Source organism: Lachnoclostridium sp. An118, from assembly GCF_002160985.1.
Lineage (GTDB): Bacteria > Bacillota > Clostridia > Lachnospirales > Lachnospiraceae > Claveliimonas > Claveliimonas stercoravium.
On the sequence record NZ_NFLQ01000008.1, the window covers coordinates 81,008 to 107,508 of the forward strand.

The following is a 26,501-nucleotide window of genomic DNA, read 5'->3' on the forward strand; positions in this document are numbered from 1 at the left end:
AGACAATGAGTGAGAAAACCATCGGGACGCTGTCAAAATTTACCGGTATTCCCGCCCACACGATAAAATATTACGAGAAGATCGGGCTCCTCTCCTCCAACCGGAAGGAGCACTCCAATTATCGGTCTTACGATATGAGGATATGCACGGATATATACGAGTGCGTGAAATACAGGAATATGGGATTCTCCCTGAAGGAGACAAAGGAGCTGGTCAAGGAGGCGGACGACAGGAGGCTGGAGGAGCTTTTGGCTGAGCGGAAGGAAAGGATAGACGAGGAGATCCGCAGCCTCACGGAGCAGAAGAGAAGGCTGGAGATTTTCCGGGGAGAGATAAAGGAGCTGGAGGAGCGCCTGGGGAAATGGTATATAGAGGAGTGCGGTGACTTCTATTTCCGCTCCCAGACAAAAGAGCTGGACTATGACGGCGGAGACTATCTGGAGTCCAACGGCCTCAACCTGTCCGCCCTCCTGCCGGTGAGCAAGACTACCGTGCATATGGAAAAGACCTACCTGAACGGCGGGAGAAAGGGATACTCCTGGGGCATGGGGATCTTCCCGGGGAAGGACAGAGCCTGGATCGAGGGGCGGGCAGGCTACCGCCACGTCCCTGCCGGCAGGGCCTTTGTCTTCTATCTGAAAATTACCGGACCCTATGTGTCGGACGGCTCCATGGCGGAGGAGATAAACGGACATTACCGCCGGTTCCGGTCCGGCACGCCGGAGGAGGCCTTTGGAGTCAGGCTTAAGATCACATGCGATGAGGAGGGGAACGACTGGAATTATTTCAAGATATTCATTCCCCTGGAGGAAAAATAGGAGAATGACTCTCTGGTGAGAGAGGTCAGGCTGCAACCTGGAAGCTGCTTTCAGGTTGCGGCTTTTTTTGTGGGAAAAGAGGCGGACAGAAGGGGGAAATCCGGCAAAACAATAGAAAAGACAAACGAAATCCGGCTTAGGGATTGACAATTCATAGATTACGGGAATGAAAAGGAGATTGACCTGAAAGCGAGAAATAGTTATAAAATTAACAATATCAAGAGATTGGCAATAAAATATGTAGTGAAAGGAATGACAAGAATGACGCGAGAAGAAGTGAAAAGCATGGATCTTGAAACCTTCAGGGCAGCCCTTCCCACTATGGAGGACGTGCATTTCCTTGAGGCGGACGGCACAGAGGTGTACGGCATCTACAAGCATGATGTGTGCTACATGGAGAAGGACGGCATACAGCGCACCCTGCAGATGATCGTGCCGGAGATGAAGCCGGACAAGAGCTACGTCTACCCGGCCATCCTGTACGTGCAGGGCTCTGCCTGGATGAAGCAGGACAATTATAAAAGGCTGGGTGTCATGGCAAGGCTGGCCCAGAGGGGCTATGTGACAGCCATCCTCCAGTACAGGGAGAGCGCCCTTGCCTCCTACCCGGCGCCGGTGGAGGATGCCAAGACAGGCGTGCGCTTCCTCCGCATGCACGCGGAGGAGTACCACATTGACCCGGAGAACATTGTGATCATGGGCGACTCCAGCGGCGGGCACACGGCCCTGGCAGCAGGACTCACTGCGGATGAGGACTGCCTGGACGGGAAGATTTACCCGGAGGTCTCCTGCGGCGTGAAGGCCATCGTGGACCTCTACGGCGTGACCGACATCTGCCAGAAGGGGGATTTCCCCACAACGCCTCATCAGGGAGAGGCGGACAGCCCGGAGGGCATGCTCATCGGCGGCAACAATGTGTACGAGCACCCGGAGCTGTCAGGTCCGGTCATCCTGACAGGCTATGTAAAGGCCGACAGGGCAATCCCTCCTGTCCTGATGATGCACGGCACAGCCGATGACATGGTTTCCTGTAACCAGAGCATCCGCCTGTACAAAAAATTCCTGGAGGAAGGCAAGGATGTGGAATTCTACCTTGTGAAAAACGCATCTCACGGAGACGTTGCGTTCTGGACAGAGAAAAATATGGACATTGTAGACGGATTTATCCGGAAACATATCAGCAGATAGAGGGGAGGAACAGTAGATATGAATACGGTTTTATTAATGGCTATCGTTCTGATCCTGATCGTGGTGGCTACGGTTATCACGAAAAAAGTTCCATTTAACTTTGTGCTCCTCATCGTACCCGTTGTCTGTGCACTGATTTTAGGATACAGCGTGGAGGAGACAAGTACTTTTGTCGTGGAACAGCTATCTTCCATGATGCAGTCGGCAGGCTTTATGCTCCTGTTTGCCTTCCTCTATTTCCAGATGCTGACGGAAGCCGGCGTGTTTGACACCATCGTGACAGCAGTGACAACGAAACTGGGAAACAAGATGAATGTTGTCGTTATCATGGTCCTGACCTCCCTGATCGGCGGCTTCAGTATTCTGACAGGCAACTTCACCCCTGCCTACCTGATCACCTTCCCCATCCTTGTGCCTCTGTACAAGAAATTCGACTTTGACAGGGAGGCGGCCTTCATCATCGCCCAGACAGCCATGTCCGCCCTGTGCTTTATCCCCTGGGGCATCGGTATGGCCTACACGGCTTCCTCTGCAGGACTGGATGCCAATGAGCTGGCTGCGGCTTCCATGCCCTGGGGCCTTTGCTTCATCCCGGCCATCATCCTCCAGTGGGTGTACTTTGGATGGAAGCACAAAAAACGTGTAGGCACCTTCCAGGCTGTGGCAGAGGTGGAGACGGCAGAGGAAAAGAAGGAGGGGAATCCTAATCTGCGGCCAAAACTTTTCTGGGTCAATCTGCTTATCTTTGTGATCGCGCTGGCAGCCCTGGGCGTGTTCGGCGTTGACCCCTACTTCGTGTTTATCGTGGCAACGGTTGTGACCGCCATGCTCAACTACCCGAAGAATTTCGGCGAGATTTTTGCCAAGGTGGGCCCCATGTATCTGAACATCCTTGTCATGCTGATCGCCATCAACGTGTATCAGGCCGTGTTCAACAACACCGGTATGGTGGGAGCCATCTCGGACGCTCTCATGCAGTTCTGCCCCGAGTTCCTGCTCCGCTACATCCATATCATCCTGCTGCTTCTGTGCGTTGTGATCATCTACGTGATCCCCTTCCAGATCTTCAATGCACTGTACCCGATCTTCATTTCCATCGGGGCAGGATTTGGCATTCCGGCCGTGGCAGTCATCGCACCCTTTGTCTGCAACCTGTCACTGGCTACCAGCTCCACGCCGACCAACTCATCCACATACACGGGATGTGCGCTGACGGAGACGGATGTGCAGCACTACTGTAAAAAGGCTGTGCCCATCCAGACCGTGACCAACGCAGTTGTCGTGCTGACAGCGGTGATCTTCGGGGTGCTGCAGCTGTAGCAGAAAATGCGTAAGATACAGTTTTACAATGAATATCATAAGGCCTGTGAAGATCCACGGGGCTCCGTCTGGGAGCGCCGTGGATCTTTTTGTTGAACAAAAATGGCAGTCAGATTATAAAAAGTGACAATTATACTGGAAAGAACAGGTTATGGATTGTATAATATTTACAATACAGCTTATGGTGAAATACAGAAAAACCAGAGGGAGGGAAAATGAGCGGAATCCAGCAGCGGAAAAAGACAGGAGAGTATTGCCGGGACGGGGCAGTGGTTTTTATCAACTGCTCTAATCATCCTTCAGAGGGATGGGGAGAAAGGCAGAGGGAAGAGGCGGAAAAATACGGGGAAATTGTAGATGTTCCGTTCCCGGAGGTGGATCCGGCATGGCCGGAGGAGAGGATAGGCGAAGAGGCTGAGAATATATGCAGGAAAATCTGTCAGTACAATGTGGCGGCAGTCATGTGTCAGGGGGAATTCACCCTCTCCTACGCCATTGTCAGCAGGCTGAAGGAGAGAGGAGTTCCTGTTTTTGCGGCCTGCAGCAGTCGGAAGGCTGTGGAGACTGTGAATCCGGACGGAAGCACGCGAAAGGAGGTGCTCTTTTGCTTTGAAAGATTCAGAAGGTACTGACAGATCCCGGGGAGGAACCGCAATGGAACAAAAGATATCATTTGATATACCATATATCAGGCTTCGCTTTCGGTCGGAAATCCTGGCTGACACAGGTATGCCCGCAGCCAAGACGGCGGCTCTGCGGGGCGGAATGGGGGAGATGCTCCTCAGACAGAATTGCGTGATGGACAGAAAATGCGAGGACTGCCAATTCAGCAAAGCCTGTGTCGTAGGGCACACCTTTTATTCTTATATGGAAAAAAAGCCGGCCTATGTGACAGGGCCGGAAAGCGTGGGGTATCTGATCGAGTGTACAGATAACCGCACGAAATTCAGGAGGGGCAGCTGTTTTGTATTCGACCTGGTCCTGTTTGGAGAGAGCATTGTCTTCTTTAACATATATCTGCAGGCCTTCTGTCAGCTTGGCATGACCGGACTGGGAAGAGAAAAGGCCCGTTTCCATATCAAAGAGGTGCGCAATACCCAGGGAGAGCTGGTCGTAAAGGAGAATGAGGTCGATATGAGCCACTACCGGGTAGGGAAAATCAGCGATTATATCAGAGACAGAAGGAAAGAGCTGCTGGGCGGTGACGGAGAATGGTGGCTGACGTTCACAACGCCGCTGAGTATGAAATATCAGCAGGAATATATGAGCTGCTTTTACAGCGAAGCGCTGGTAAAGGGAGCGGCCAGAAGAGTGCAGATGCTTGACTTCTATATGGGGACAGAGGCAGCCGTGCCGGAGCTTCCACATTATCCGGACATTGTGGGGCAGACAGCTGCCTGGGAGACGGTGAAGCGCTACTCCGCCACAAAGGACATGCATATGACGCTGCGGGGGATTGTCGGAGCAGTGTCATTCCGTGATATGCCGGAGGAATGTCTGGACTATCTGATCGCCGGCGAGCTGACCCACATTGGAAGAAATACGAGCTTTGGATTTGGAAAATATACGATCAGCAGAGAGGGAAAGGAGCACAGAGGACATGAGTAACAGCTATATCCTTGCAATGTATGACATTCGGGGAAAACAGGATTACATTTACAGGAGCAGCAGGATCAAGGAGATTGTCGGGGGATCCTATATTATTAAGGACTGCTTTGACGACTTCCTTTTCCCGGCGGCCAGGGAGGCGTCTGAGGAAGAGCTGGGAAGCGGCCAGGGAAAAGGGATATTCAGCTACAGAAGGACGGGGGATACCGGGGAGCCGGCAGAATTTACCCCTGAGAATTTTGCGGACCGCATCCGCCGAGGCTACATCGGGGAAGTGATCTATGACGGGGGCGGCAATTTCTTTGTACTGTACAGAGACAGGGAGATTTACCGGGAGGTGAACAGGCGCTTCTATCACAGGCTTCTGGATGGAACCTATTCTCTGCGAGTTCTGACTACCTGTATTGATGAAGTCCACTTTGACGATTACCGGTATGATCAGAGGAGCCTGTACGAAAAGCACAGAAGAAGAGAGCAGAGGGAGAGTATGACAGGTCCGGTGAATACGCTGCCCGTCGTCCAGACGGATTACGGGACATCCATGCCCCTGGAGGCTCTCCAGAGGATCGGAGAGCGCATGGAAAAGGTAAGCTATGAGAGCAAGAAGAAATATGAAAAATACGAGAAGGTCAAAAAGGATTCCAGAAGCTATGAGATACAGATCCAGATGGAGGGAAGCGAGATACTGGACAAGCTGATAACAGAGAAAGGGGAGGAGAGTCTCCTGGCGGTCGTCTATATAGACGGCAACAGCATGGGAGCCCGGGTGGAGAGCTGTCTGAAGCAACTCCGGACAGCGGACGGCGAGGAGGACCGATCCTATGTCTCCTGCGTAAGGGCTCTCAGGAAATTCTCGGATGAGATCCAGGAGCACTATATTGACAGGCGGATCCAGGATGTGGACGCTCTTCTGGAGCAGAAGGAGAACGGGAGAAGGCGGTTCGTAGTCTATGCCGGGGACGAGGTGACCTTTATCTGCAATGCGAGAAACGCATATGACGTGGCGGTGGAATACCTGACAAGGCTGGCAGAGGAGGCGCCTGAGGGACAGCCCAGAACCTCCTGCGCCGGAATTGCGATCTTCCACAGCCATGCGCCCTTCCGTGAGGCCTACAGGATCGCGGAGGAGTGCTGTGAGTCGGGCAAGAAGCTGATGAAAGCGGAGGGGATTGAGAACGCGTCCCTGATCGATTTCCACTACTGCCAGGGCGCCTTCGGAACCTCTCTGGAGGAGATCCGGCGCGCGGAAGACACGGAGCAGAGCAGCAGGCCCTGGTTTGTAAACTGTTATGAGGATGGCAGGGAGATAACGGACGACTTCCCTGTAAAAGGAGTCTGTGTTTCCAGCAGGATCGTTGAGATGATGCGTGAGATGCTGAGCCGGGCAGGGAGAAGCAATATAAAAAATCTGGCTCTGAGCGCAAAGAGGAGCCGGGCAGAGTTCAAGTCTGAGGTGGAAAGGATCCGGGCTCACCAGCAGGAGAAGCAGATTGATTTCACGCTGGGGGGAAGGCTGGACGATGAGATGCAGCGGAAGCTGATCTATGACATGGTGCTTGTCTACGACCTGTGGTTTGATGATACGAACGTAAAAGAAAGTACGAAAGAAGGGGGAGAACAGGATGAGCGGCAGAGAGTATGAGCTGGTTATCACATTGAAATCAGACCTGTGTGCCGGGTCCGGCTACGCCTATGCCGGGATTATCGACAGCGATGTCTGCTATGACGCATATGGGTTTCCGTACATTGCGGCAAGACGGCTGAAGGGATGCCTCAGAGAGGCGGCGGAGCTGATCGGGCTAAAGAGCCGTGAAACAGGAGAGCTTTTCGGAAACCCAGGGGAAGATGCTGTCAAAGGCATTCATATTGACAACGCATATATAGAGAATTACGGAGAGCTGCGCAGAGATTATGAAATGCTGGAAGAAAAATACCGGAGGTATATCACGCCCCAGAGCATACTGGCGCAGTTTACGACAGTAAAAGCGCAGACAAGGATTGAGAAGAACGGCGTTGCGAAGGATGGATCCCTTCGGTATATCCGTACAGTCAACCATTATTCACCGTCAGATCGGGACAAGGAGATGCGGTTTTATGCCAGAGTGACGCTGCCGGAGGGCCGGGAGGAGCAGTGGCTGCAGCCGATGGAGAGGATCGCGAAGGCGCTTCGCCACATAGGAATGAACAGAAACAGAGGGCTGGGAAGCGTAAGCTGCAGGCTTCTGCCCTGTGAAGGCAGCTCTGCTGCGGGCGCAGGTCCTGTGAACGTAGAGGAAGATGGAGACTACATCCTGAAATACTGCGTCAGAAATACGGCCCCCCTGGCCATGAGCGCGGCAAGTGATCTGAAAACTGAGAAATATATCAGCGGGCGCAGCGTTCTCGGTTTTTTTGCAGGCGCCTACCTGCGCCTGGATGGGAAAAGCGCGGAGGATGAGGAGTTCAGAGATATTTTCCTGAGGAGTAAAGTGAAGTTTGGCGGACTTTATCCTGCCGGAAAGCCGCAGGGAGAGAAAGCGGACATTTATTATCCGGCTCCCTCATACATAAACCAGCTGAAGAAGACAAAAAGATATGTAAATGTCAGCAAGAAAATCCCCCGCACAGAGGAGGAGGCAGACCGCCTTGGGGTGGAAGCGGCCTGTGCCTCAGGCAATGGAAATCAGCCTAAGAGGCTGAAGGGGAAATTTATCTGCCTTAAGGAAACGGGGCAGGGAGCGGCGAAGATCCTTGTAAAGGAGCCGGACACTGATATCGTGTATCACCATACAAAGAAGTCAAAAAAACAGAGGTCTTCAGACGGCAATCTGCTCTATACAGCCGAGGTGCTCCGGGCAGGCCAGCTATTTGCAGGTGAGATCAGAGGCAGCGGAAGGTATATCAGGCTTCTGGCAGAGCTTCTGGAGGGAAGCACGCTTCGATTTGGCAAGTCAAAAAGCGCCCAGTACGGGACCTGTGTGCTGGCAGACAGGCCTGTGATCCTGAGGGCAAAGGGAGAGAAGAGGACATATAAGGGCGGGAACCGGATCCTGGCGGTGCTGGAGAGCGATGCGATCTTTACCGGCCCATACGGCTATACAGTCAGGTGTGATGAGGTCAGGGAACAGATAAAAGAGAGCCTTGGCGTGAAAGAGAAAGCCTGCACAGAGACAGACGAAGAGATCTATGCGGAGATCGAGACAGGGCTTCTCTCCGGCTACTATTCCAAATGGAATCTGCAAAGGCCGGCCGTGCCGGTCGTGAAGGCGGGAAGTACCTTTGAGTTTGAGCTGGAGGAGGAGCTGTCTGTAGAAGAGGACGCCCTGTGGACAGGGGAAAATAACGGAGAGGGCTTCGGAAGGCTGCGTATTGTGGACAACAATGCCGGGGACTGCCGCGTGGAGCTCTCGGAGGAAGAGGAGAGAACGGCAGCAGAGCCGCCGGAGCGAGCCGCCGAGCTTTTCCGACGGATCATTGTCGAAGAGGCCAGGGAGCGGCTGCTGCTCCAGGCGTCCCAGAAGAGACTGGAGCTTGCCAACCCGGCGGCTCTTGGGAGGATCATGCTGATGCTCTCGGAGAGTGTCAATGCCTGCCCGGATGATCCCCGGGGTCAGTATGAGGATTTCTCCCGGCGGATCTCCTCTATCAAATCCACTGATCCGAGAGATAAGGCAGATGGCGCCCTGCGGGAGTGGATCTGCGGCCCGGAGGGCTACGAAGGCGGCCTGAAATATGCAGAGTATGTGGAGGATTTAAGAGAGCTGTATGACGGCCTCCTCAGGGACGGACATTCGGAGGATGCGTTTGACAAAGAAATGTACAGGCTGTGGAGCACCTATCTCATGGCAGCATTTGTGCAGGAAAAATACAGTCTGAAGCAGAAGGAGGGCAGCCATGGGACAGAGAGATGATTGGAACAAGAAAAAGCTGATAAAAAAATATTACAGGATCACCTTTGAGCTGACCTCTCCCCTGACTGTGGGAAACGGGGAAAGCTATGTGACAGACCGGGATATCGTCAGAGACAGCAGGGGAGTTCCCTATATTCCGGGGAGCTCGCTGGCGGGGATATACAGGAGTCTGTTCTCATCCCCGACTGACGGACTCTATTTCGGAGCGGAGCTCACATCTGAGAAGATAGAGGAGTCTTCCGCCGGAGGGAAAAACGTGCTGACAGAGAGCAGGATTGTCGTATACGATGCTCAGATGGAGATGCCTTCGCAGACAAAATATGGAAAAGAAACAGCAAAGAGAGATATGGTCGCGCTGGATGAATATAAGACGGCCATCCCGGGGGCAAAGTTTGATTTTGAGGTTCTGGAGCCGGGCGTAAGGTTCGTCACATATATCGAACAGAATATGGACAGCCCGGATCAGCAGTATGTGATCAATGAGATCGCCCATGCCTGGATGCGGGGACGGATTGCCGTCGGCGCAAAGACAGAGAGAGGCTACGGACACACAAAGGGCATCAGGGCGGAGTCGGCGATGTATGAGCTTGACAATGCGGAGCAGCTGGAGGACTGGCTTGCCTTTGACATGTATGCGGATGAATGGGAAGGCGGCTGCACAGCGGTGGATTGCGACGACAGCTGTCTTGGTGCGGCGGAGCCATCCTCCCCGGAATATGACAGGATAAAAGGCGCCTGCCTTGCCATGAAGATTTTTCTGGCAGAGGAGGAGAAGCGCACAGTCAGGCTGCGTCTTGCCCAGCGGGGCGGAATTTCGATACGCCAGTATACAACGAATGTGGACGAGGAGGATTACCGGCAGCTCACGACCAGACCGGTCTCCGGTGAAGAGCGTGAGAATGGAGCAGAGGGGACGCCGGTTGTTCCCGGCACATCCTGGGCGGGAGCCTTCCGCGCCCAGATGGGACGGCTGGATCCCGGGTTCGGGAAGGGACAGCCGTCTGCGGAGCTGTTCTTTGGCAAGGCCAGGGGACAGCGGCAGGAAAAGAGCGGCAAGAGCCGGATCGGATTTTCAGAGAGCCGGATCACCGGGGGCAAATGGGTTGCGTATACCCGAAATGCCATTGACCGGTTTACCGGAGGAACCGTAGAGGGAGCGCTTTACTCAGAAAAGACATATTACAACGGGGAGACGGAGCTGACCATCACCTGTGATTTCAGTGACAGGGGAGAGGGAAAGGTCGAGGAACAAGACAGAAGACATCTGGCCAGGGTGCTGTCCGCCGCAGTTCTGGATCTGGACGCCGGCTATATGGCAGTCGGCGGACTGACAGCAGTGGGAAGAGGAATGTTCCGCGTGGAGCAGATCGCTGTGGATGAAAAGCTGATCTTGGACAGAAAGGCCGGACAGAGCCCGGAGCCAGAGGAAGTCTTCGCCGAGCTTGTGAAGGCGATAGCAGGGGAGGAGGAAAGGTAAATGAGCGTGGAGATAAAGAAATACGGCCCGGGCGACGAGGAGATGTTCTGTGCTGATTTCGACAGCAAAGTGCTTGCGGGACAGGACGCCGCGGCCGGTACAAGGTATATATTTGTCATGACAACCGAGGAAATCGGCTTCTGTGAGGCCCAAAGAGAGTCCTTTGACAGAAAGGAGCTTTTTGACAGTGGACTGGAGATCCGGATCTTTGACGAAAAAAGCGAGGCAAAGTGGTTCCGCACAGGCATAGACAGACCGTTCCGCTTCCGCAAGAGGCGGGACGGCGAGGAGACAGAAAAAGACAGGCTTCATCACTGGGATGAGTCCCAGTATCTGGATATTGACACGCAAAGAACAGAGGATGCGAGGAAAAGCGGAGCGCTTGAGGCTGGCTGTGTCTATGCCACAGGCGGAGGCAAATATCCTCTGCCCATAGAAGCGGGGACTGACGCAAAGATACGGATAAGAAATTATCTCGGGGAGGATCCGGACACCGGTGAGCTGTACGTGGAGGACTGGCGGCTGGCCGGATTTGGCGAATGGAAGGACGACAGGGAGGTGTAACAATGCAGAGGTTCATAAATCCATATAATTTTATATCACTCTCAGATAAGCCCCAGCGGCAGCAGGAGGCTGAGGGACAAAAGTACACCGGCTCTGTCACATACAGGCTGCGCACCCGCTCCAGCCTTTTTATACCAAACACCAGCAGCAACAAAGCCTTTTCCTACACTCCTGACAAGGAGGATGATCCGAGAAACGAGCACGGGCTGTATGACTTTTTCTCCTATGAGATCCTCGACCCGGACAAGGTGTATGACGGGCAGTATTTTGAGCCTGTCATTCCGGGAAGCGAGGTCCGGGGGATGCTCCGGAGCATCTACGAGACACTGACCAATTCCTGCCTGCCTGTGATGGACGGAGAAAAGAGGATCGGGAAAAGGACTGTGGAGCATTTTAAGCCCGCAGTGCTGAAGTGGGAGCACGGCCATATCTATCTGCATGATGTGCTGGATAAAAGGGGCAGGCCAAAGGGGGAGGCTCTGTACAGGGACCGGTCGGATTTCTCCGACAAAAAGCATCTTTCCTGTCAGATACGGGACGGTATGAAGGTGAGCTTCTCGCTGGCTAAAAAGGAAAGTGGCAATGCCTTTGCCAAACCGGATGTGGAGGAGATCTCGGAGACGCCGGGGAAATATCCTCATGAAGGGTATATCCTGAAGGGGAACCAGGGGAAAAAGCACAGCCCGGAGATCGTGCCGAACAAGAACAGTAAATGCGGTTCATGCGTGATGCGCCAGAGGGGAAAATGTCCGGGAAACAGGGACAGCAAAGTGGAGCACTGCTTTCTGGCTGAAAAGCACTGCGCCCATGTGTTCTATATACCACCCGACACAGACAGTTCTTTCCGCCTGAACACGGCAAGCAGGGAGACGCTGCGCCTCGTGCTGGAGCAGTATATGAAGGAGGATCCGGATTCCTACAGGGAGTATGAGATCTCCTATAAGGAGTTTATGGCAGGCAGAGCGGACGGCCTTCCCGTATATTATTCCAGGCTGGATGACACGGACTATGTCATGCTCTCTCCCGCCTGCATTACGAGAGAGGTCTATAAAAATACAGTAAATACACTGGTAGATGAATACAGAAGGTGCAATTCCAGGGAGAGAAAGCTGTGCCCCGCGTGCCGGCTCTTTGGTATTGTGAATTCCGATGTCGCGCAAGGCAGCAGGATCCGGTTCTCGGATCTGCACCCGTCTGCGAAAAGAGATTGTCGGGAATACTATGACAAAAAGCTGCTGACGCTGGATCCGCTGGCGGTTCCCCACCCGGAAAACACAGAGTTCTATCTCAAAAAACCGGAAGCAAAGCCAATTGATCCGGACGGAGAGGTATGGTTCTGGACCTATGACTACTACACGGTGAAAAACAGGAACAACCAGGTCATTGTCAAGTCGTACCAGCCTCAGATATCAGGCAGAAAGTTTTACTGGAATAATTTGACCCCGGTGAGAGACTGTGGGAAGAAGACGGCTCTTAACAGAACAGTGAGGACAGTCCGCCCGGGAGTGGAATTTACAGGAACCATATATTTTGATGGTATCAGTAAAAGACAGCTGGATCAGCTGCTCTATATCCTGATGTATACGTCCGATGGAAAACACGGGTACAAGCTGGGAACCGGTAAGCCGCTCGGCCTTGGAAGCGTGGAGCTGTCTATAGATAATGCACGGGACGTCTCAATCCGCATGTTTGACGAGAAGGGCTATCACTGCACGCACATGGATGATCTGGAAAAGATCCATCAAAGTACCTTTGAGGAGCTTGGAATGGATACCAGGACGGAGAAGCCCTTTGAGCTGATCACAAGATACCTCAGGGCCGAGGAGATGGCATGCATCCACTATCCGAGAACAGGCGATAAGGAGGACGAAGAGGGCTTCCAATGGTTTATGAAGAATAAGGTGTATCATAAGTATGATAAAAAGACAAGACAAGTTGGCTTTGTGGACCCAGGAGGAGTTGCGGCGGCCAGAATTCAGATGGAGGTAAAAACCAGCCTGCCCACACTGGATGGAGGCGAGGTGCCCTGGCTTCCGTCTGATCCTCAGGCGGTGAGTGAAAAAAAGCCGGATAAAGGCAGAAATGACAACAGGAAGAAGGAAAAGGATCGTACTGCATGGGAGCCAAAGAAAACCTATAGAGTGCGGATTACCTCTCAGAGCCGACCGGCAAGAAATGAATATTTCTATGAGTATGATATAGAAGTTCTGAGTGAACCGGCTCTAAACAAGAAAAGTAATATTATTACTGCAAAGAAGAAAATATTTCTGAAGCCGGGTGATGAGGTGGAAGCAGTGAAGTTTAAAGATGGGATTTTTAACCTGAAGCGATAGTGCAGCTATAGATGTATGTGGTTTGGCAGCAGGCCATTTCTGGCCTGCCGGCAAACCATCATACAAGGCATTGAAATGTGCGTAAAGAAACAAAAGGGGAGCTGACTTTCCGGAAAGCGAAGAGGTATAATACCTGTAAGGAGGCAGCGCAAAAGCAACTGCAAATATGAACAAATTGTAAACATGCCAAAAAATGTTGGAAAAACAGTTGATATCAGAATATTCTGATAAATACCTGCAAAAATGAGCCCGGGAAGCCAGTGTTTATGCGGGTTTTAGAAGGGTACTGTAGAAATGAAAGAAGCCCGTTTAGGGCGTTGACACGTTTTTTCAGGATAACGTTTTTTCATAGTTTTACTCAGTAGAAATGAAAGAAGCCCGTTTAGGGCGTTGACACACAGGAGCAACCTCAACGGGTTCCTCTACTGTTTCCGTAGAAATGAAAGAAGCCCGTTTAGGGCGTTGACACACAGGAGCAACCTCAACGGGTTCCTCTACTGTTTCCGTAGAAATGAAAGAAGCCCGTTTAGGGCGTTGACACCAATCTGTACGCCTCTATCAGTCGCAATACTGCCCCGTAGAAATGAAAGAAGCCCGTTTAGGGCGTTGACACACCCCTTTATGTAAGGTTCTAGTTGCAGCTAGGACCGTAGAAATGAGAAGAGCCCGTCCAGGGCGTTGTATTGCCAGCTCTTCACAGCATGCAGAGCGGAGAGGAGGCGCAGGATGAAAGCAATGCATAATCATTATTCTAAGGAGGTAATATATGAAACAGGAACTGATTACTATGACAGAGAAGTGGAAGGGATTAGAGCGAAAGACCGTAAAGCAGAGGGAAAAGGCTGATAATTTTTATGAGACAAAGCTCATGAAGCTTATCGAAGAAGAATTTGTAGCAAACAATAGCGAAAAGGTCTATGAGAAAGTTGAATATTTGATCATGTCCGTGGGGACGTCATACGAACCGCTTGTGCTGGATATCCAATTATTGCAGCCCAGGCGGATTCTTTTTCTCTATACAGAGACAACGGAGAGTGTCTTGAACAAGATAGCGAAATACTGCCAGCTGGATCCGGTGCGCTATTCCAAAAGACAGGTCAATGAGACGGACCCGCTGGATGTCTACAGGGAAATCAAAGCCGCGTATTTAAAGTGGAATCGTCCGGACAAGCTGTACATCGACTTTACAGGCGGCACAAAGGCCATGTCCGCAGCAGCTGCGATGGCGGGCTCGGTTATCAAGGTTCAGCTTGTTTATATCGGATCTGAGCAGTATCTCACAGATTTCAGGAAGCCGGAGCCGGGCTCAGAGAGACTGTACTATATTTCCAATCCAATAGAGATATTTGGAGACCTGGAGATAGAGAAGGCGTTAGAGCTGTTCGACAAATATAATTATGCGGGAGCCAGAGAAAAGCTGAGAGAGCTGAAGGAAACAGTGCCCGCCCCCGATATCAGGCAGCAGCTTTCATTTGTACATGATCTTGCAATGGTTTATGAATATTGGGATGCGCTGGAGTTTCCGCAGGCTTACAAGGCGATGTGTTCATTGACAAAGGATTTGGAGCGGGATTCCCGGCTCAACCCTGACTTCCTTATGATGGATTTCCTGCCGGCGCTGAAGAGACAGGAGGCAGTGCTGAAGCAGCTTGATGAGTTGTCCGGTTTGCTGAAAGAAAAGAAGAATATGGACATTTTAAGGGGAACAGAATATATTGTCCCGCTTATGTTTACGATGTATGAAAACGCTGAAATCCGGAGAAAGCAGAAGAAGTACGATATGGCTACATTGCTGCTGTACAGGCTTCTGGAAATGATAGAGCAGAGACGACTGGCTGTCTACAACCTTTATATTTCTCAGATGAATTACAGGGACATTATTTATAATACGGAGCGCTGCCCCGAGATGGAGGGAAAAGACGCCGATGAAAGAAAGCGGTTGCTGGAGAAGACGGTGTACGATATCAGGCGGCAGCTTTTCAAGAGAAATGTCAATCGCTATCTTCTGGATCAGATATCACTTCTGGAGGGCTTTATCCTTCTTCTGGCGCTGAATGACGAGATATCGGAGGCGAGAGCCGGACAGCCAATTGATAAGCTCAGGAGTGTCCGCTCCATGGTGTATTTGCGGAACAACAGTATTTTCGCACATGGGCTGGGGCCGGTATCGGAAGAGGATTTTCTGAAATTCAGAGGCTTTGTGCTTGAAATATTCAGGGAGTTCTGCGAGGTTGAGAAGATTGACTTTGACAGCTATTCCCGGGATATGGAGTGGCTGGATCCGCTGCACTCGAAGAATTATGTGCGTATGGAGGAGGCGGAGCCATGGCGGTGATCTACATTAAAGAGCAGGGAAGCTTTGTTCAGAAAAAGGGCGGACGGATCGCGGTGAGCAAGAATTCGCAGCCTCTCATGGAATTTCCGGTTTCAAATATAGAGGGGATTGCTCTCATGGGCAATGTGCAGATTACCGCACAGGCACTTCATTTTCTTCTTCAGCAAGGCATTGACATCAGCCATTATACGTACGGCGGTCAGTATCTGGGCCAGACCGCGGCAGAATCTTCAAAAAATATATTCTTACGATTTTCCCAATATGAGCTTTACAACAATGAGATAAAGAGGCTGGAGTTTGCGAAAGACATTGTGGCGAATAAAATAGAGAACCAGCTTGAAATGCTCCGCAGTCATCGCTGGGAGGGGTATCCGGAGTGGAAGGAAGATGCTGTCCGGATCCGCAAAATGAAAGAGAAGGTCTGTTCTGCAGAGACGGCAAATGAATTGCTGGGCATAGAGGGAATGTGCAGTAACATTTATTTTCGCGCATTTGGCCATATGCTCTGCTGTGAATTTGAGTTTCACGGAAGGAATCGGCGCCCGCCCAGGGATCCGGTCAATGTGATCATCAGTCTGGGATATACGTTCCTCACAAAGGAAATCTGTGCTGCTCTGGAGGCGGAGTCATTTGAACCGTACCTGGGTCTGCTTCACGGCATACGTTATGGTCGAAAATCGCTTGCTCTGGATATTATTGAGGAATTTCGCCAGCCGGTCATTGACCGTATGACCTTGAAGCTTTTCAATAAGAGGATGCTCTCAAAGTATGATTTTGATATGGAGGAGGACAGAGTAATTCTGAACACAGAGGGCTTTCGGAAATTCTGTGCGGAATATGAGAAGTGGATGTCCGGAAAAGCAGGAGGTGAAAATGCGTCTGGATTTCGGGGCGCCATACGCAGGCAGGTCGGACTTTTAAAGCAGTGTATTCAGAAAGACGTTCGGTATATCCCGTTCAGACTGGGGGTGCATGATGTACGTGGTAAGCTATGACATTTCTTCGGACCGTCTGCGAGGCAAAGCGGCCAAAATACTGGAAGGCTATGGAATACGGATACAGTACAGCGTATTTGAGTGCAGGCTGACAGAAAAGAAGTATAAAGAGCTGTATGGAAAATTGCTGGAGCTGATGGCAGGCGCAAAGGAGGGGAGTATACGCTTTTATTCTATATGCGGAAATTGTGAGGATAAGATCCTTACAATAGGGCAGGTCGCTTCCATGACAGAGCAAGCGACAGCGCCTGTGATCGTGATATGAGCCTCTCTTCTCATCGAGCACCTATGCATACCGGCCTGGGCAGTCGGCGCTGGAAGCCATAAACGTCATCGAAGAGAAGACAAAGGGACGGGATGATCTGTGGGTTCTTCAGATGGATATCTCCGCTTTCTTTGACCATATCCCACATGAGGAGCTGCTTCGTATACTAAGCAGACAAATCAGGGAAAACGATGTGCTGGAAGTGGTGAAAGCAATTTTAAAAGCAAAGGTACTAGATGAAAACACAGGAGATCTCAGTGAGAATCAGATTGGAATTTACCAGGGGTCTTCCTGTGCGCCGCTGCTGTCGAACATTTATCTTATGGATTATGACAGGGAAATGGAAAAGAGGAGCAGCTTTTATATACGTTATTCTGACGATATTCTCGCCCTGGAGTCCAGCGAAGAAAATGCAGGTCGGCTCTTTGAATATTCCAGACTTTATCTTGGGAAAATGGGGCTGGAGCTAAAAGAAAGCAAGACCAGACTCCAGCGTCTCGGGAGAGAGGGATTTACGTATCTCGGTTATCGCTTTACTGTCAATGGAAAAGCTGTGCCTGCAAAAGCAGTGTCTTCACTGACATCACGGCTGGAGACTATGTGGCTTACGTCCGGACTTGAACTGGATAAAAAAATAAAGAAAGGCCAGGAAATCCTTGGAGGATGGGAGCAGTACTATCGCGGCGAGAGGAAACCGGACAGTATGATTGAATATGTGATTATTCTCTCCATGGTTCAAAACAAAGAGAAGGAGATACGTGAAAAAATAGAGGAACAGAGATTTGCACAGGTTAATTACTATAAGGATATCGCAAAATATATGGCGGATTACTGGATCGGAAGAGAGAAGCTTAGCTTTGCGCTGAGAGAATATGAGCAGTTTTATCAGGTTCCGGAGGAGCCGGGGAAATCGGGGACGGATAAGGAGCATGACCAAAAGTATGTAAGATTTTCCGGAGAACTGGCAAAATGTTATGAGAGACTTCTGACAGAGCCCTCCGATGAGCTCTGTGCGGACATTATGCAGCTGTACACGGATATGGGCGAATATGAAAAGGCATCCTGTTTTTGGGAGATGAAGGTCAGGTATTCACAGAAATCATCTGTGGACTCCTGGGCGGACGACAGAAAAGCCCTGGATATGACGAATTTAACAGACAATAGCAAGGCGAAAATGGATATACAGGAATACATGGAGCTCTTTGCAGGGAGAGAAGATACCTATGCGGTAGAGATGCCTGGCCCGGGAGGAAAGAGGATTGCGGAACAGGTGATGGAGCCCCTTACGGAAGAAGTGATCAGGCGACATCTGGCGGGAGAGATGACAGTAGAGTCTTATGTCCAGCGGCCAAACAGTACAGCAAAATACACAGTCTTTGACATTGATATTTCTAAAAGGATACTGCTGCAGTACAGCTATGGAAGCGCTGAATTCACAGCATACAAGCAAAAAGCGGCCGGCTTTGCCCGACAGTTATGCAAAGTACTCAGGAGGATAGGGCTGACAGGCTATGTGGAGGATACAGGATTCAGAGGATATCATGTCTGGGTGTTCTTTACGGAGTGGATTCCTGTGCGGTACATTAACCAGTTTACTGACTGCGTGCAGAAGGAGCTTGAGGAAGAGGAGGAAGATATCCTCCTGGAGATTTTCCCCAATAATATAAGGGTGAGACAGGGAAAGTGCGGGCAGAGGATCAAGCTGCCGCTGGGAATACATATCCGTACCGGACAGCAGAGCTTCTTTCTGGATGAAGGCATGTCCCCGGTGGTTGACTACAAGGAGTTCCTCTCGGGAATTGCCAAATATTCTCTTGCTGCCGTCAGGAAAATACTGGGCATGTATACGATGGATGTAAAAGGACAGCCAGGACAGCCGGAGCTAAAGGTGGCGGACCAAAATCTCGAGCGCTTCGGCCCGCTTCCTGAAGCCGTCAGGATCGTGCTGGAAAAATGCAGTCTTATGCGCTATCTCTGCCAAAAGGCAGCGACCACCGGCTACCTGGCCCACTCCGAGCGACTGTCAGTGCTGTACGTATTTGGACATATGGGCGACGAGGGGAAAGAGTTCCTGCATACGGTCATGGGATTTACTATGAATTACCAGTTTGATATCACTCAAAGGTTTATCGACAAGCTGCCGGAAAAGCCGATCAGCTGTGTGAAGCTGAGAGAGCAGTATAAGCTGATCACCGCTGAATATGGATGCAGCTGTAATTTCAAAAGAACAAAGAATTGTTATCCGTCGCCTGTTCTCCATGCGATAAAAAACAGCGGGGAGGACCAGACGGAGATCACGGTACCTGTAAGCAGGACAGTATCAAGAACCAAAGAAGAAAAAATCTACGAAGAGATCAATATCCACAAGCAGACAGAAAAGCTTGCGCAGAAAATAGTTGAGCTTAAGAAGCAGAGAAGAGGACTGGATAAATCCATTCACAAGGTGGAGACGGAGCTTCAGAGGATATTTGACAGCGCGGGCATTGACTGTCTGGAGATTGAGATGGGTATGTTGGTGAGAAGGAAGCAGGGGGATGGGTATGAATGGCTGATTGAATTATAGGAAGGAATGACAATATCAAAAAGATCAAGCCCAACCTGTATGGCTGAAATATTACAGACATTTAAAGGCAGCTACTGCGCCAGGGAGTATATCCTCTCTGGCGCAGTAGCTGTTAGATCTGTAAAGGAAAATGACTGAAAACAAAACATGAGCGACTATCAGCTGAGTGGCCATCAGGACAAACATCCGGACAAAAGACTTTTCTTTGCAAAAGGTTTTAGGTATAATATTTGTGGGGATACGATGTGTAAGAGTCGAAAATATGAACAAATTGTAAACATGCCATAAAATGTCCGAAAATCAGTTGATGTCAGAATTTTCTGGCAAATACCTGCAAAAATGAGCCTGGGAAGCCAGTGTTTATGCGGGGTTCAGGAGGGTACTGTAGAAATGGAAGGAGCCCGTTTAGGGCGTTGACACAACATAGATCTTCATCTGTGCGTCATAAACCGCATAAACGTAGAAATGGAAGGAGCCCGTTTAGGGCGTTGACACATCCCTTTTATAGCATTCAGTGCATCATCTGCTGAGTAGAAATGGAAGGAGCCCGTTTAGGGCGTTGACACATGACTAATTGCCCAGCCATCTTCACAAAAGCATCTGTAGAAATGGAAGGAGCCCGTTTAGGGCGTTGACACCCAAATAGCATCATATTTACCGCGTCGGTTACTACATCGTAGAAATGAAGAGAGCCCGTTTAGGGCGTTGACACATTTCCTAAAGTGTCAAACGGTGCTGTTTTTAATGTAGAAATGAAGAGAGCCCGTTTAGGGCGTTGACACATACTTCTTTAATTTTCCGTCAAACATTTCCTCTAAGTAGAAATGAAGAGAGCCCGTTTAGGGCGTTGACACACTAAGGTTTGAGATTCTGCACCACATTTCTAATTTAGGTGCAAATGTCATAGGTTTCATGAGCAGTAGAAATGAAGAGAGCCCGTTTAGGGCGTTGACACTATATGGTTTATTAAAGTATTATACTGAAATATATTTTGTAGAAATGAAGAGAGCCCATTTAGGGCGTTGACACACTTCTCTGATTTCTTCTTTTCTCATTCTCTTTTCCTGTAGAAATGAAAGAAGCCCGCTTAGGACATATAAAGGAGAAATGCCAAAAAAACGAGACACTCCACACACGTTAGTATGGAATGTCTCGTTTTTTAGTAATGTAAATATGGAGTCCATTTTCTACGTTCAGGTTAAAGCTTCTGCATCTTCAGAAGAGTAAACGGCCAGTGCGTCTTTGTATAATGTTTGAAAATGACTGCGAAGCCGGTCAGGAGAGAGGATTTCGGCGTCTTTACCAAATTTGAAAAAATAGTATTCAGCCTGTCTGAGCGTGCAGCGGAAGATGTATTCATTTTTATCAGCCAGCTTTTCGACATATGCAGGTCTCATATAAATCTGAGAATTATATTTGTGAACGCCCTCCTCTGTTAATCGAACATGGATTTCCTCCTCTTCACCGAATAAAAACTGTACGGTTCTGCTGGAAATGGCTTCTTTGAGAAGCTCTCGTTCCGCCTGTGTAAGCTTCCCGCTCTGACGGAGAAGCTTAATATCTTTTGCGTTAGGGATCCGAAAGGATGCACAGGATTTTCGAGCATCAGGGCTCTTAATATCCTGAGAAAGTCCGGTCAGATATTCCCTTGTGGATAGAGCGTCTGCTTCCAGTGAAAAGGGCCAGACCTTATAGGTTTTGCGGCCGGTTGTGATCTTCAACAGCTTCTCCTCCCTCAGAGCCTGGGATACGATATCGTATTTGCTTTTGAAAAATATATGTTCGCGTTTTATATAAGGCAAAGCGGCATATTCTTCAAGGATGCATTTGAGATAGAGCCCGGGACGGTCCTGATAGTATTCTGCTTCTTCACATTCTTCGCTCAGCAGATATCTCAGATTTTCTGTATTGATCCGGTAAATTCTGCTGGTTTCTCCATATCTTCCTTTTGTTTTCATCTGAGAGCGCAGGTCATCCAGCAGGTGTTTCTCTTCATAGAGCAGGAAGTGCTTTACAACCTTTTCCCTGACTTCGTCATTGCCAAGGCTGCTGATGTGTTCCGGGCTGTCAGAACAGCTGAGATCGGTGGAGGCGATATGCTGCAGCTTTGCTTTCTGATCATCCATATACAGTGTGGGAGACGACCTGGCAGACGGATAGAAATTGTGAAAAACAGTGTTCATAAAAGTCGAACGACTGGAAATGTGAAACCTCTCCATATCTTCATTTATTATAAGAAAGGCTTTCTGGCTTAAGGTTATCCGGACCCGCTGCTCTTCTGAGTATAATTCAAATCCCATAGTCTGTTTGCTCCTTTAATTTGTTACCTATATAGTAACAAAATAAAAGAAAATAATCAAATAAAATGAGAAAACAGTAACAAAAAAGAAAGTTAAATGTACAACTGTTTTGTTTCGTATTGCTCCTGTATAATGACATTAGAAACAAGGAAAGAACAACAGATTTAAGGAGGAATGAGTTATGTTATGGTTTGTATTTGATCAGGTGGTACCAACTTCTATTCTGGGAACTATCGTAAGAGAAGTTGTCGCGGAGTCTGTCACAGACACGGTTGCTGACCTTTTAGGAATTGACAGGGGCCCGTCTGTCTTCGAGAAGATCGAGACAGTCCTGACAGATGTGGAGACGGAGGGAAGGAAGAGAGGCTGTACCAAGGCGGCAGAAGAATATAAATCTGCCATCAAGTACCTTGAGAAGGAGTACGATGCCGCGGTGAAATTTCTCGGGGAAATCAGGGAGCAGGCTGCCAGCGGAACAGAAAGACTTTTCGTGCAGCTGGAGCATCTGACCCGGGAAAAGGAGTCTCTTCAGGCCGAGCTGGACAAGAAGGCAGATCGCGTTGCGGACAAGTATGACATACCTGTCTGCGAGGTGAAGAAATGCTGTGTCGGAAGCCGCTTTACCGGAGGACCAGGGGCGTCCCTTGCGGTTCTGGATCTTGTATACGCATACAAGAGGCATAAGCTTCTTGAGGCGGAGCAGGCTGCCTACAGCAAGGCGAGGGAGGAATACGAGGCAAGGGTGGCAGAGCTGAGACAGCGGCTGACAGCAGTTGCTGAAAAGGCTGACAGAAACATGAAGCGGTATGTGGAGCTTTGCCAGGAGCTGCTGGATGAGATGGCCAGGGCTAAAGCAGAGGTAGTCGAACTCGGCATATTATTGAGATAGGGAGGGAAAGAAAATGAGATATGAAGAATTAGTGGAAAAAAGGAAAGTGCTTCTTGCTGATATGGATCAGGACGCTGCGGAGGCAAAGTGCGGACTTGAAGAGACAAGAAAACTCTATCACGTGGCCATCCATACGAGAGAAATACTGGATGATCTGGACCAGCAGTTCAAGGAGAAGACCAGGCTCACAGACGAGGATATTGCGTTCCTGTTCATCGCGGTGGGACTGCAGGTGATGCGCCAGTATCTGCTTACGAGATTTCCGAAGATCATGGATGATAAGACTGCGGCAAAGCGCACGCCCGGGCATCTGGAGGAACATTCCGACCGTCATCACAGGCTCTATAATCCTTCCCTGGCGGAGATTATAACAAATCCTGTGCCCTTTGACGCCATGGTCGGTGCAGACGGAGCTTTAAAAGGGGGCGGGAAAATGGGACACCGCGTGACTGCGATCGGCCATGATCCCCTTCTGGGTCTGATTTTCGGGACGGCGAACATAGCTACGTCTACCCTTACCACGTCCTCCCTTGCATCCTACCATATCTATACAAACGCGCAGAATGTGGATTACTTCCGCAGTAAGGCAAGGACTGAGCTTGTAATAGGGAAGACCATCAACAAAGCGCTGTATGAGGGGTATGAGGGGAAAGCTATAGTTGCGGCTTCTCTCGCCAAGGAAATCATCCATCTGCACTCTGATCTGTACACAAAGAACAGTCTGCCGCTTCCCGTAATCCCTGTGCTCAATTCCGAGCTGGCCGGGAGATTAGGAAGCTATGGATTACATATGGCCAATGTCCTTGCCGTCGGGAAGCAGGCTGCCGGTGCGGCTCTGATCAATTTCCTGATAGCGACAGCCCACAGACTGTACGGAGGCAATCTGCAGGGATGGGAGGCAAAGTTCTATGAAGTCAGAACCCGGAATATTGTCTCGTATTCTAATGCCATCGCAATGGGATCCAATCTGGTGGCGACAGCTGTGACCAGGGATATCCGTCTCCTTGATATAGGCGGATTTGCTGTCACTGTATACAGACTGATCACGGACCGGAAGTTTATACGGAGCGTGAAGGAGGAATTTATCTTTGGCCAGTATTTTGACATGGTCAGGGGAGAGGAAAGGAGGTGATCAAACGAAAGACTTTTATTTGTAACAGAGTTCAGGTATAATATTGATACAGATAGAGGTATAAGGGCTGTAAATATGAACAAATTGTAAACATACCAGAAAATGTCCGGAAGTCAATTGATGTCAGAATTTTCTGGCAAATACCTGCAAAAATGATCCTGGAAAGCCAGTGTTTATGCGGGGTTCAGGAGGGGACTGTAGAAATGGAAGGAGCCCGTTCAGGGCGTTGACACTCAACAGGGGTTGCAGGTTCAAGCGGAATCAATGGAAGTGGAAAAAAGAGAGCCCGTTGAGGGCATTTTTGCCGGAATATTCCGCATAGAAAAATAGATATGGCTGGAATTAAAGCAATAAAAAACATATAAGTAATCAGGAGGACCGGTATGGATGAATTGAGAAAAGTGAAATCAATGGGAGAACAGGATGAGAATGTGCTGCTTCTGGCGATGAGTACTCTGCCGCGTCAGCCCAAAATCAATACATATAAAATAGAGGACGGCGCAGAGACCTTATATTTTAAAAGTTTGTCTCAGATGGAGCCTCATACAAAATGTGTGCTGTATATGCTGGCTACCAGAGGGGAAAAGCTGGATCGGATCGTGATCCTGGAAAGCTCAAAGGTGCGTGAGGAAAAACCGGAGAACTGGAAACAGGAAACTGCCACATCACTTTTTGCAAAACGGATCTGCAACTATCTGGGCAGACATGAGGAAGTGGGAATTGAAGTGGCAGACGAACTGGAGAACCTGAAGGAGTCATCCTGCGACTGGAGCATATACGAAGAAGGTCTTCCGGATATTATCACGATCGACTTGGATAACTCAGTGTTTTTCTGGGAGGCGGCGAAGGCGATCCGGGGATCAGAGCGCGGGAAAAGGATCCATCTGTATATGGACATGCAGGGAGGCGACAGAAATGCGGTCTCTCAGATGAATGCGATCGCGGAGCTTCTGGGAAGGCAGAATGTGATCATTCAGGGGCGTTTTGCCAATGATTTTGAGCCGAAACGAGAAAAGCCGCTCCATACAATCCGGGATGCTAGCAGGGAGTACCGAACCTATGAGCTGATTTCGGCCATGGATATATTTGCCCGGTATGGCAGGGGCGACAAGCTGGAAGAATACTTCAGGGAAAGCGGCAGCGGTGATACGAAGGAAAAGAAGCTGGTGGAGGCGATCCAGGAAGCATCCCTTGCGATCAGCAGATGCAGCGGCGATGGATTTGACAGTGCCGTCCAGAAAATAGAGCAGCTGGAAAAAGAATTTGAAAATCCGGATACGATCACTGAGATGGATGTGGTTTATGAGGATATATTTGACGATTATAAACCCTTGCTCACGTCGAAGTACCGCTATGTGGCACAGATCCTCTGGTGCCTGGATAAGCAGTTCCTTCAGCAGGCGCTGACGATCCTTGAGGCGAAAATGCCATGCGAATTCGTGCGGTCAGGTCTTTTGTATTATCTTACTACAGATGAAGACAGGGAGAAATTTTTGGAGAAATGCGAAGAGATTTACAAGGAGCTGCCTGAGAAAGAAAGATACCGGATGAAGGATCTGAATCATTATCTGCTCAAGGACTATTTTTTTTATAATTATAAGCAGAAGTTTTTTTGGGATTCAAAGAAATTGCTGAAATTGAAATTTGGACTGAATAGTAAGCATCGAAAAGAAGTGGGACTTCTGTGGGAGGACTATAAAGATATTTGCAGGCTTCGAAATCAGATCAATCATGCTGCGGATGGAAGACATGATCCGGACGGCTTTTTCTGTTATATGAAGGAGAGAGCATTAGAGAAGGATTCTACTTGGAATGAAGATACGAGGGTTAATGTTGAAGAGAGGATCAGACAATTTTTAGATGACTGGACAAAGCTGGCCGACCAGGTTCCGGAAGAGACCCGGAGGAAAATTGTAGATCTGAGCTGATTTTTCACAGGGAGAGAGGAAAGTCTTCTCTATCCTCTCTCCCCCGCGCCCTCTGTCACAGCCAGAGGAAGCCACTCATTTGCCAGGCACACTGTGTACAGGGCGATGCAAAGGGGCAGCAGGGCGCAGAAGATGCTCCTGGGACCGATGAGCGTCCTGGCGGCAAAGGAGCAGGCCACACCCACATGGAAAAAGAGCAGAGTACAGCCAAAGAACTTTGCCTTTACCATGTGGGTTTTATCTTTATTCAGGAAGACCTCCGTGACAGCCATGGTGAACTGCTTCAGGTTGTTTGTGGAAAATAAAGTGGAGCTGGCAAAACCCTTTGCCCCCTTGAAGCTGTTCCACTGGAAGGCAGTGGCAAAGAAGAAGGGGTAGAGAGCCAGGACCGGGTGGATGTCCGCCGGGAAAAGTCCGGCTATGACCGCCGCGGCGCCGTCCAGGAAAATGCTGGCCACCTGAAGATTGATGGAGCTGTGGCGGGGAAGCCAGACTGTCAGGGCGATGGCAGCCATAAAGAGGAGCACGCCGCCCAGCCGGAGGAAGGCGTCCGCAAAATCGTGGCCGAGGAGGTCAGTCATAAAGTAGATCATATTGGCAGTCTGGGCGTTCCCGAACAGGTCACAGAAGCTCAGGATCGTATATACGCCGAAAAATCCTCCCACGAATGCCATCATATAGTGGAGGGGAATCTCATATTTTTTCTTATTTTCCATTTGTCTTCACCATCTTATCAAAAATATCCAAAATCGGGGCACAAACGGCCGCCTTGTGTATTATAGCATATTGCGAAGACATATAAAAATACATATAATATATGATGAAATATATAATAAAAGTATGATAAACGGCGCTCGCTGTACAGAAGATGTGCGCCGGTAAGGCGAGGAGGAGAG

The 26,501-nt window shown here is 49.8% G+C and carries 19 protein-coding genes and 1 pseudogene; 18 read left to right on the plus strand and 2 right to left on the minus strand.

The annotated features are described in order from the left end of the window. The first annotated feature begins 5 nt into the window (after positions 1-5). From B5E62_RS08775 to B5E62_RS08840, 15 genes and pseudogenes are all read left to right on the plus strand, one after another. Positions 6-818 carry a helix-turn-helix domain-containing protein gene (locus tag B5E62_RS08775; protein ID WP_087174221.1) on the plus strand — a complete coding sequence of 271 codons (813 nt, stop codon included), beginning with the start codon at positions 6-8 and terminating at the stop codon, positions 816-818. A 261-nt stretch (positions 819-1,079) separates the two neighbouring features. Then, positions 1,080-2,006, plus strand: coding sequence for an alpha/beta hydrolase (locus B5E62_RS08780; protein ID WP_087174222.1), 927 nt, complete (start codon positions 1,080-1,082; stop codon positions 2,004-2,006). An 18-nt stretch (positions 2,007-2,024) separates the two neighbouring features. Beyond that, entirely contained in the window at positions 2,025-3,326 is a 1,302-nt protein-coding gene (locus B5E62_RS08785) for an SLC13 family permease (RefSeq protein ID WP_087174223.1), read from the plus strand. A 215-nt stretch (positions 3,327-3,541) separates the two neighbouring features. Further along, a complete protein-coding gene (locus B5E62_RS08790) occupies positions 3,542-3,958 on the plus strand; it encodes a hypothetical protein (protein WP_087174224.1) in 417 nt (138 codons plus the stop codon). A 22-nt stretch (positions 3,959-3,980) separates the two neighbouring features. After that, positions 3,981-4,934, plus strand: coding sequence for a CRISPR system precrRNA processing endoribonuclease RAMP protein Cas6 (cas6, locus tag B5E62_RS08795; protein ID WP_087174225.1), 954 nt, complete (start codon positions 3,981-3,983; stop codon positions 4,932-4,934). After that, complete coding sequence (locus B5E62_RS08800) at positions 4,927-6,576, plus strand: Cas10/Cmr2 second palm domain-containing protein (protein WP_087174226.1); 1,650 nt, start codon at positions 4,927-4,929, stop codon at positions 6,574-6,576. Before cas6 ends, B5E62_RS08800 begins: the two co-directional genes overlap by 8 nt. After that, a complete protein-coding gene (locus B5E62_RS08805) occupies positions 6,557-8,824 on the plus strand; it encodes an RAMP superfamily CRISPR-associated protein (RefSeq protein ID WP_087174227.1) in 2,268 nt (755 codons plus the stop codon). The genes B5E62_RS08800 and B5E62_RS08805 overlap by 20 nt, the downstream gene beginning before the upstream one ends. Then, positions 8,808-10,301: an RAMP superfamily CRISPR-associated protein gene (locus B5E62_RS08810; RefSeq protein WP_087174228.1), complete on the plus strand. Its 1,494-nt coding sequence runs from the start codon at positions 8,808-8,810 to the stop codon at positions 10,299-10,301. Before B5E62_RS08805 ends, B5E62_RS08810 begins: the two co-directional genes overlap by 17 nt. Next, on the plus strand, positions 10,302-10,865 hold the full coding sequence (gene csx19, locus B5E62_RS08815; protein ID WP_087174229.1) for a type III-D CRISPR-associated protein Csx19: 564 nt from the start codon (positions 10,302-10,304) through the stop codon (positions 10,863-10,865). It begins immediately after the preceding gene. Between the two features lie 2 nt (positions 10,866-10,867). Continuing rightward, complete coding sequence (locus tag B5E62_RS08820; protein WP_162610287.1) at positions 10,868-13,198, plus strand: TIGR03986 family type III CRISPR-associated RAMP protein; 2,331 nt, start codon at positions 10,868-10,870, stop codon at positions 13,196-13,198. Between the two features lie 766 nt (positions 13,199-13,964). Then, positions 13,965-15,533 (plus strand): TIGR02710 family CRISPR-associated CARF protein, encoded by a 1,569-nt coding sequence (locus B5E62_RS08825; protein WP_087174231.1) that lies wholly within the window; start codon positions 13,965-13,967, stop codon positions 15,531-15,533. Next, on the plus strand, positions 15,524-16,528 hold the full coding sequence (gene cas1 / locus B5E62_RS08830) for a CRISPR-associated endonuclease Cas1 (RefSeq protein ID WP_087174232.1): 1,005 nt from the start codon (positions 15,524-15,526) through the stop codon (positions 16,526-16,528). Before B5E62_RS08825 ends, cas1 begins: the two co-directional genes overlap by 10 nt. Continuing rightward, positions 16,506-16,793, plus strand: a complete 288-nt coding sequence (cas2, locus tag B5E62_RS08835) for a CRISPR-associated endonuclease Cas2 (protein WP_087174233.1) — start codon at positions 16,506-16,508, stop codon at positions 16,791-16,793. Before cas1 ends, cas2 begins: the two co-directional genes overlap by 23 nt. A gap of 13 nt (positions 16,794-16,806) precedes the next feature. Continuing rightward, positions 16,807-17,316 (plus strand): annotated as a pseudogene (locus B5E62_RS17405) (reverse transcriptase domain-containing protein); the annotation flags it as partial. Between the two features lie 297 nt (positions 17,317-17,613). Next, positions 17,614-19,356, plus strand: a complete 1,743-nt coding sequence (locus tag B5E62_RS08840) for a CRISPR-associated primase-polymerase type A1 (RefSeq protein ID WP_275532582.1) — start codon at positions 17,614-17,616, stop codon at positions 19,354-19,356. A gap of 1,193 nt (positions 19,357-20,549) precedes the next feature. Here the strand turns inward: B5E62_RS08840 and B5E62_RS08845 are convergent. Then, positions 20,550-21,656, minus strand: coding sequence for a WYL domain-containing protein (locus B5E62_RS08845; protein WP_087174235.1), 1,107 nt, complete (start codon positions 21,654-21,656; stop codon positions 20,550-20,552). Positions 21,657-21,837: 181 nt separating this feature from the next. Between B5E62_RS08845 and B5E62_RS08850 the strand changes: the two genes are divergently transcribed. The 3 genes from B5E62_RS08850 to B5E62_RS08860 all read left to right on the plus strand — a co-directional run bounded on the left by B5E62_RS08850 (position 21,838) and on the right by B5E62_RS08860 (position 25,605). Beyond that, positions 21,838-22,545, plus strand: a complete 708-nt coding sequence (locus tag B5E62_RS08850) for a hypothetical protein (RefSeq protein WP_087174236.1) — start codon at positions 21,838-21,840, stop codon at positions 22,543-22,545. A gap of 13 nt (positions 22,546-22,558) precedes the next feature. Continuing rightward, positions 22,559-23,677: a hypothetical protein gene (locus B5E62_RS08855; protein WP_087174237.1), complete on the plus strand. Its 1,119-nt coding sequence runs from the start codon at positions 22,559-22,561 to the stop codon at positions 23,675-23,677. A gap of 383 nt (positions 23,678-24,060) precedes the next feature. Then, positions 24,061-25,605 (plus strand): TM1812 family CRISPR-associated protein, encoded by a 1,545-nt coding sequence (locus tag B5E62_RS08860; protein WP_087174238.1) that lies wholly within the window; start codon positions 24,061-24,063, stop codon positions 25,603-25,605. Positions 25,606-25,634: 29 nt separating this feature from the next. Here B5E62_RS08860 and B5E62_RS08865 read toward each other — a convergent pair whose 3' ends face one another. Continuing rightward, the gene (locus B5E62_RS08865; RefSeq protein ID WP_087174239.1) at positions 25,635-26,321 is read right to left on the minus strand and encodes a YoaK family protein; all 687 of its coding nucleotides are present in this window, start codon (positions 26,319-26,321) and stop codon (positions 25,635-25,637) included. Positions 26,322-26,501: the final 180 nt, after the last annotated feature.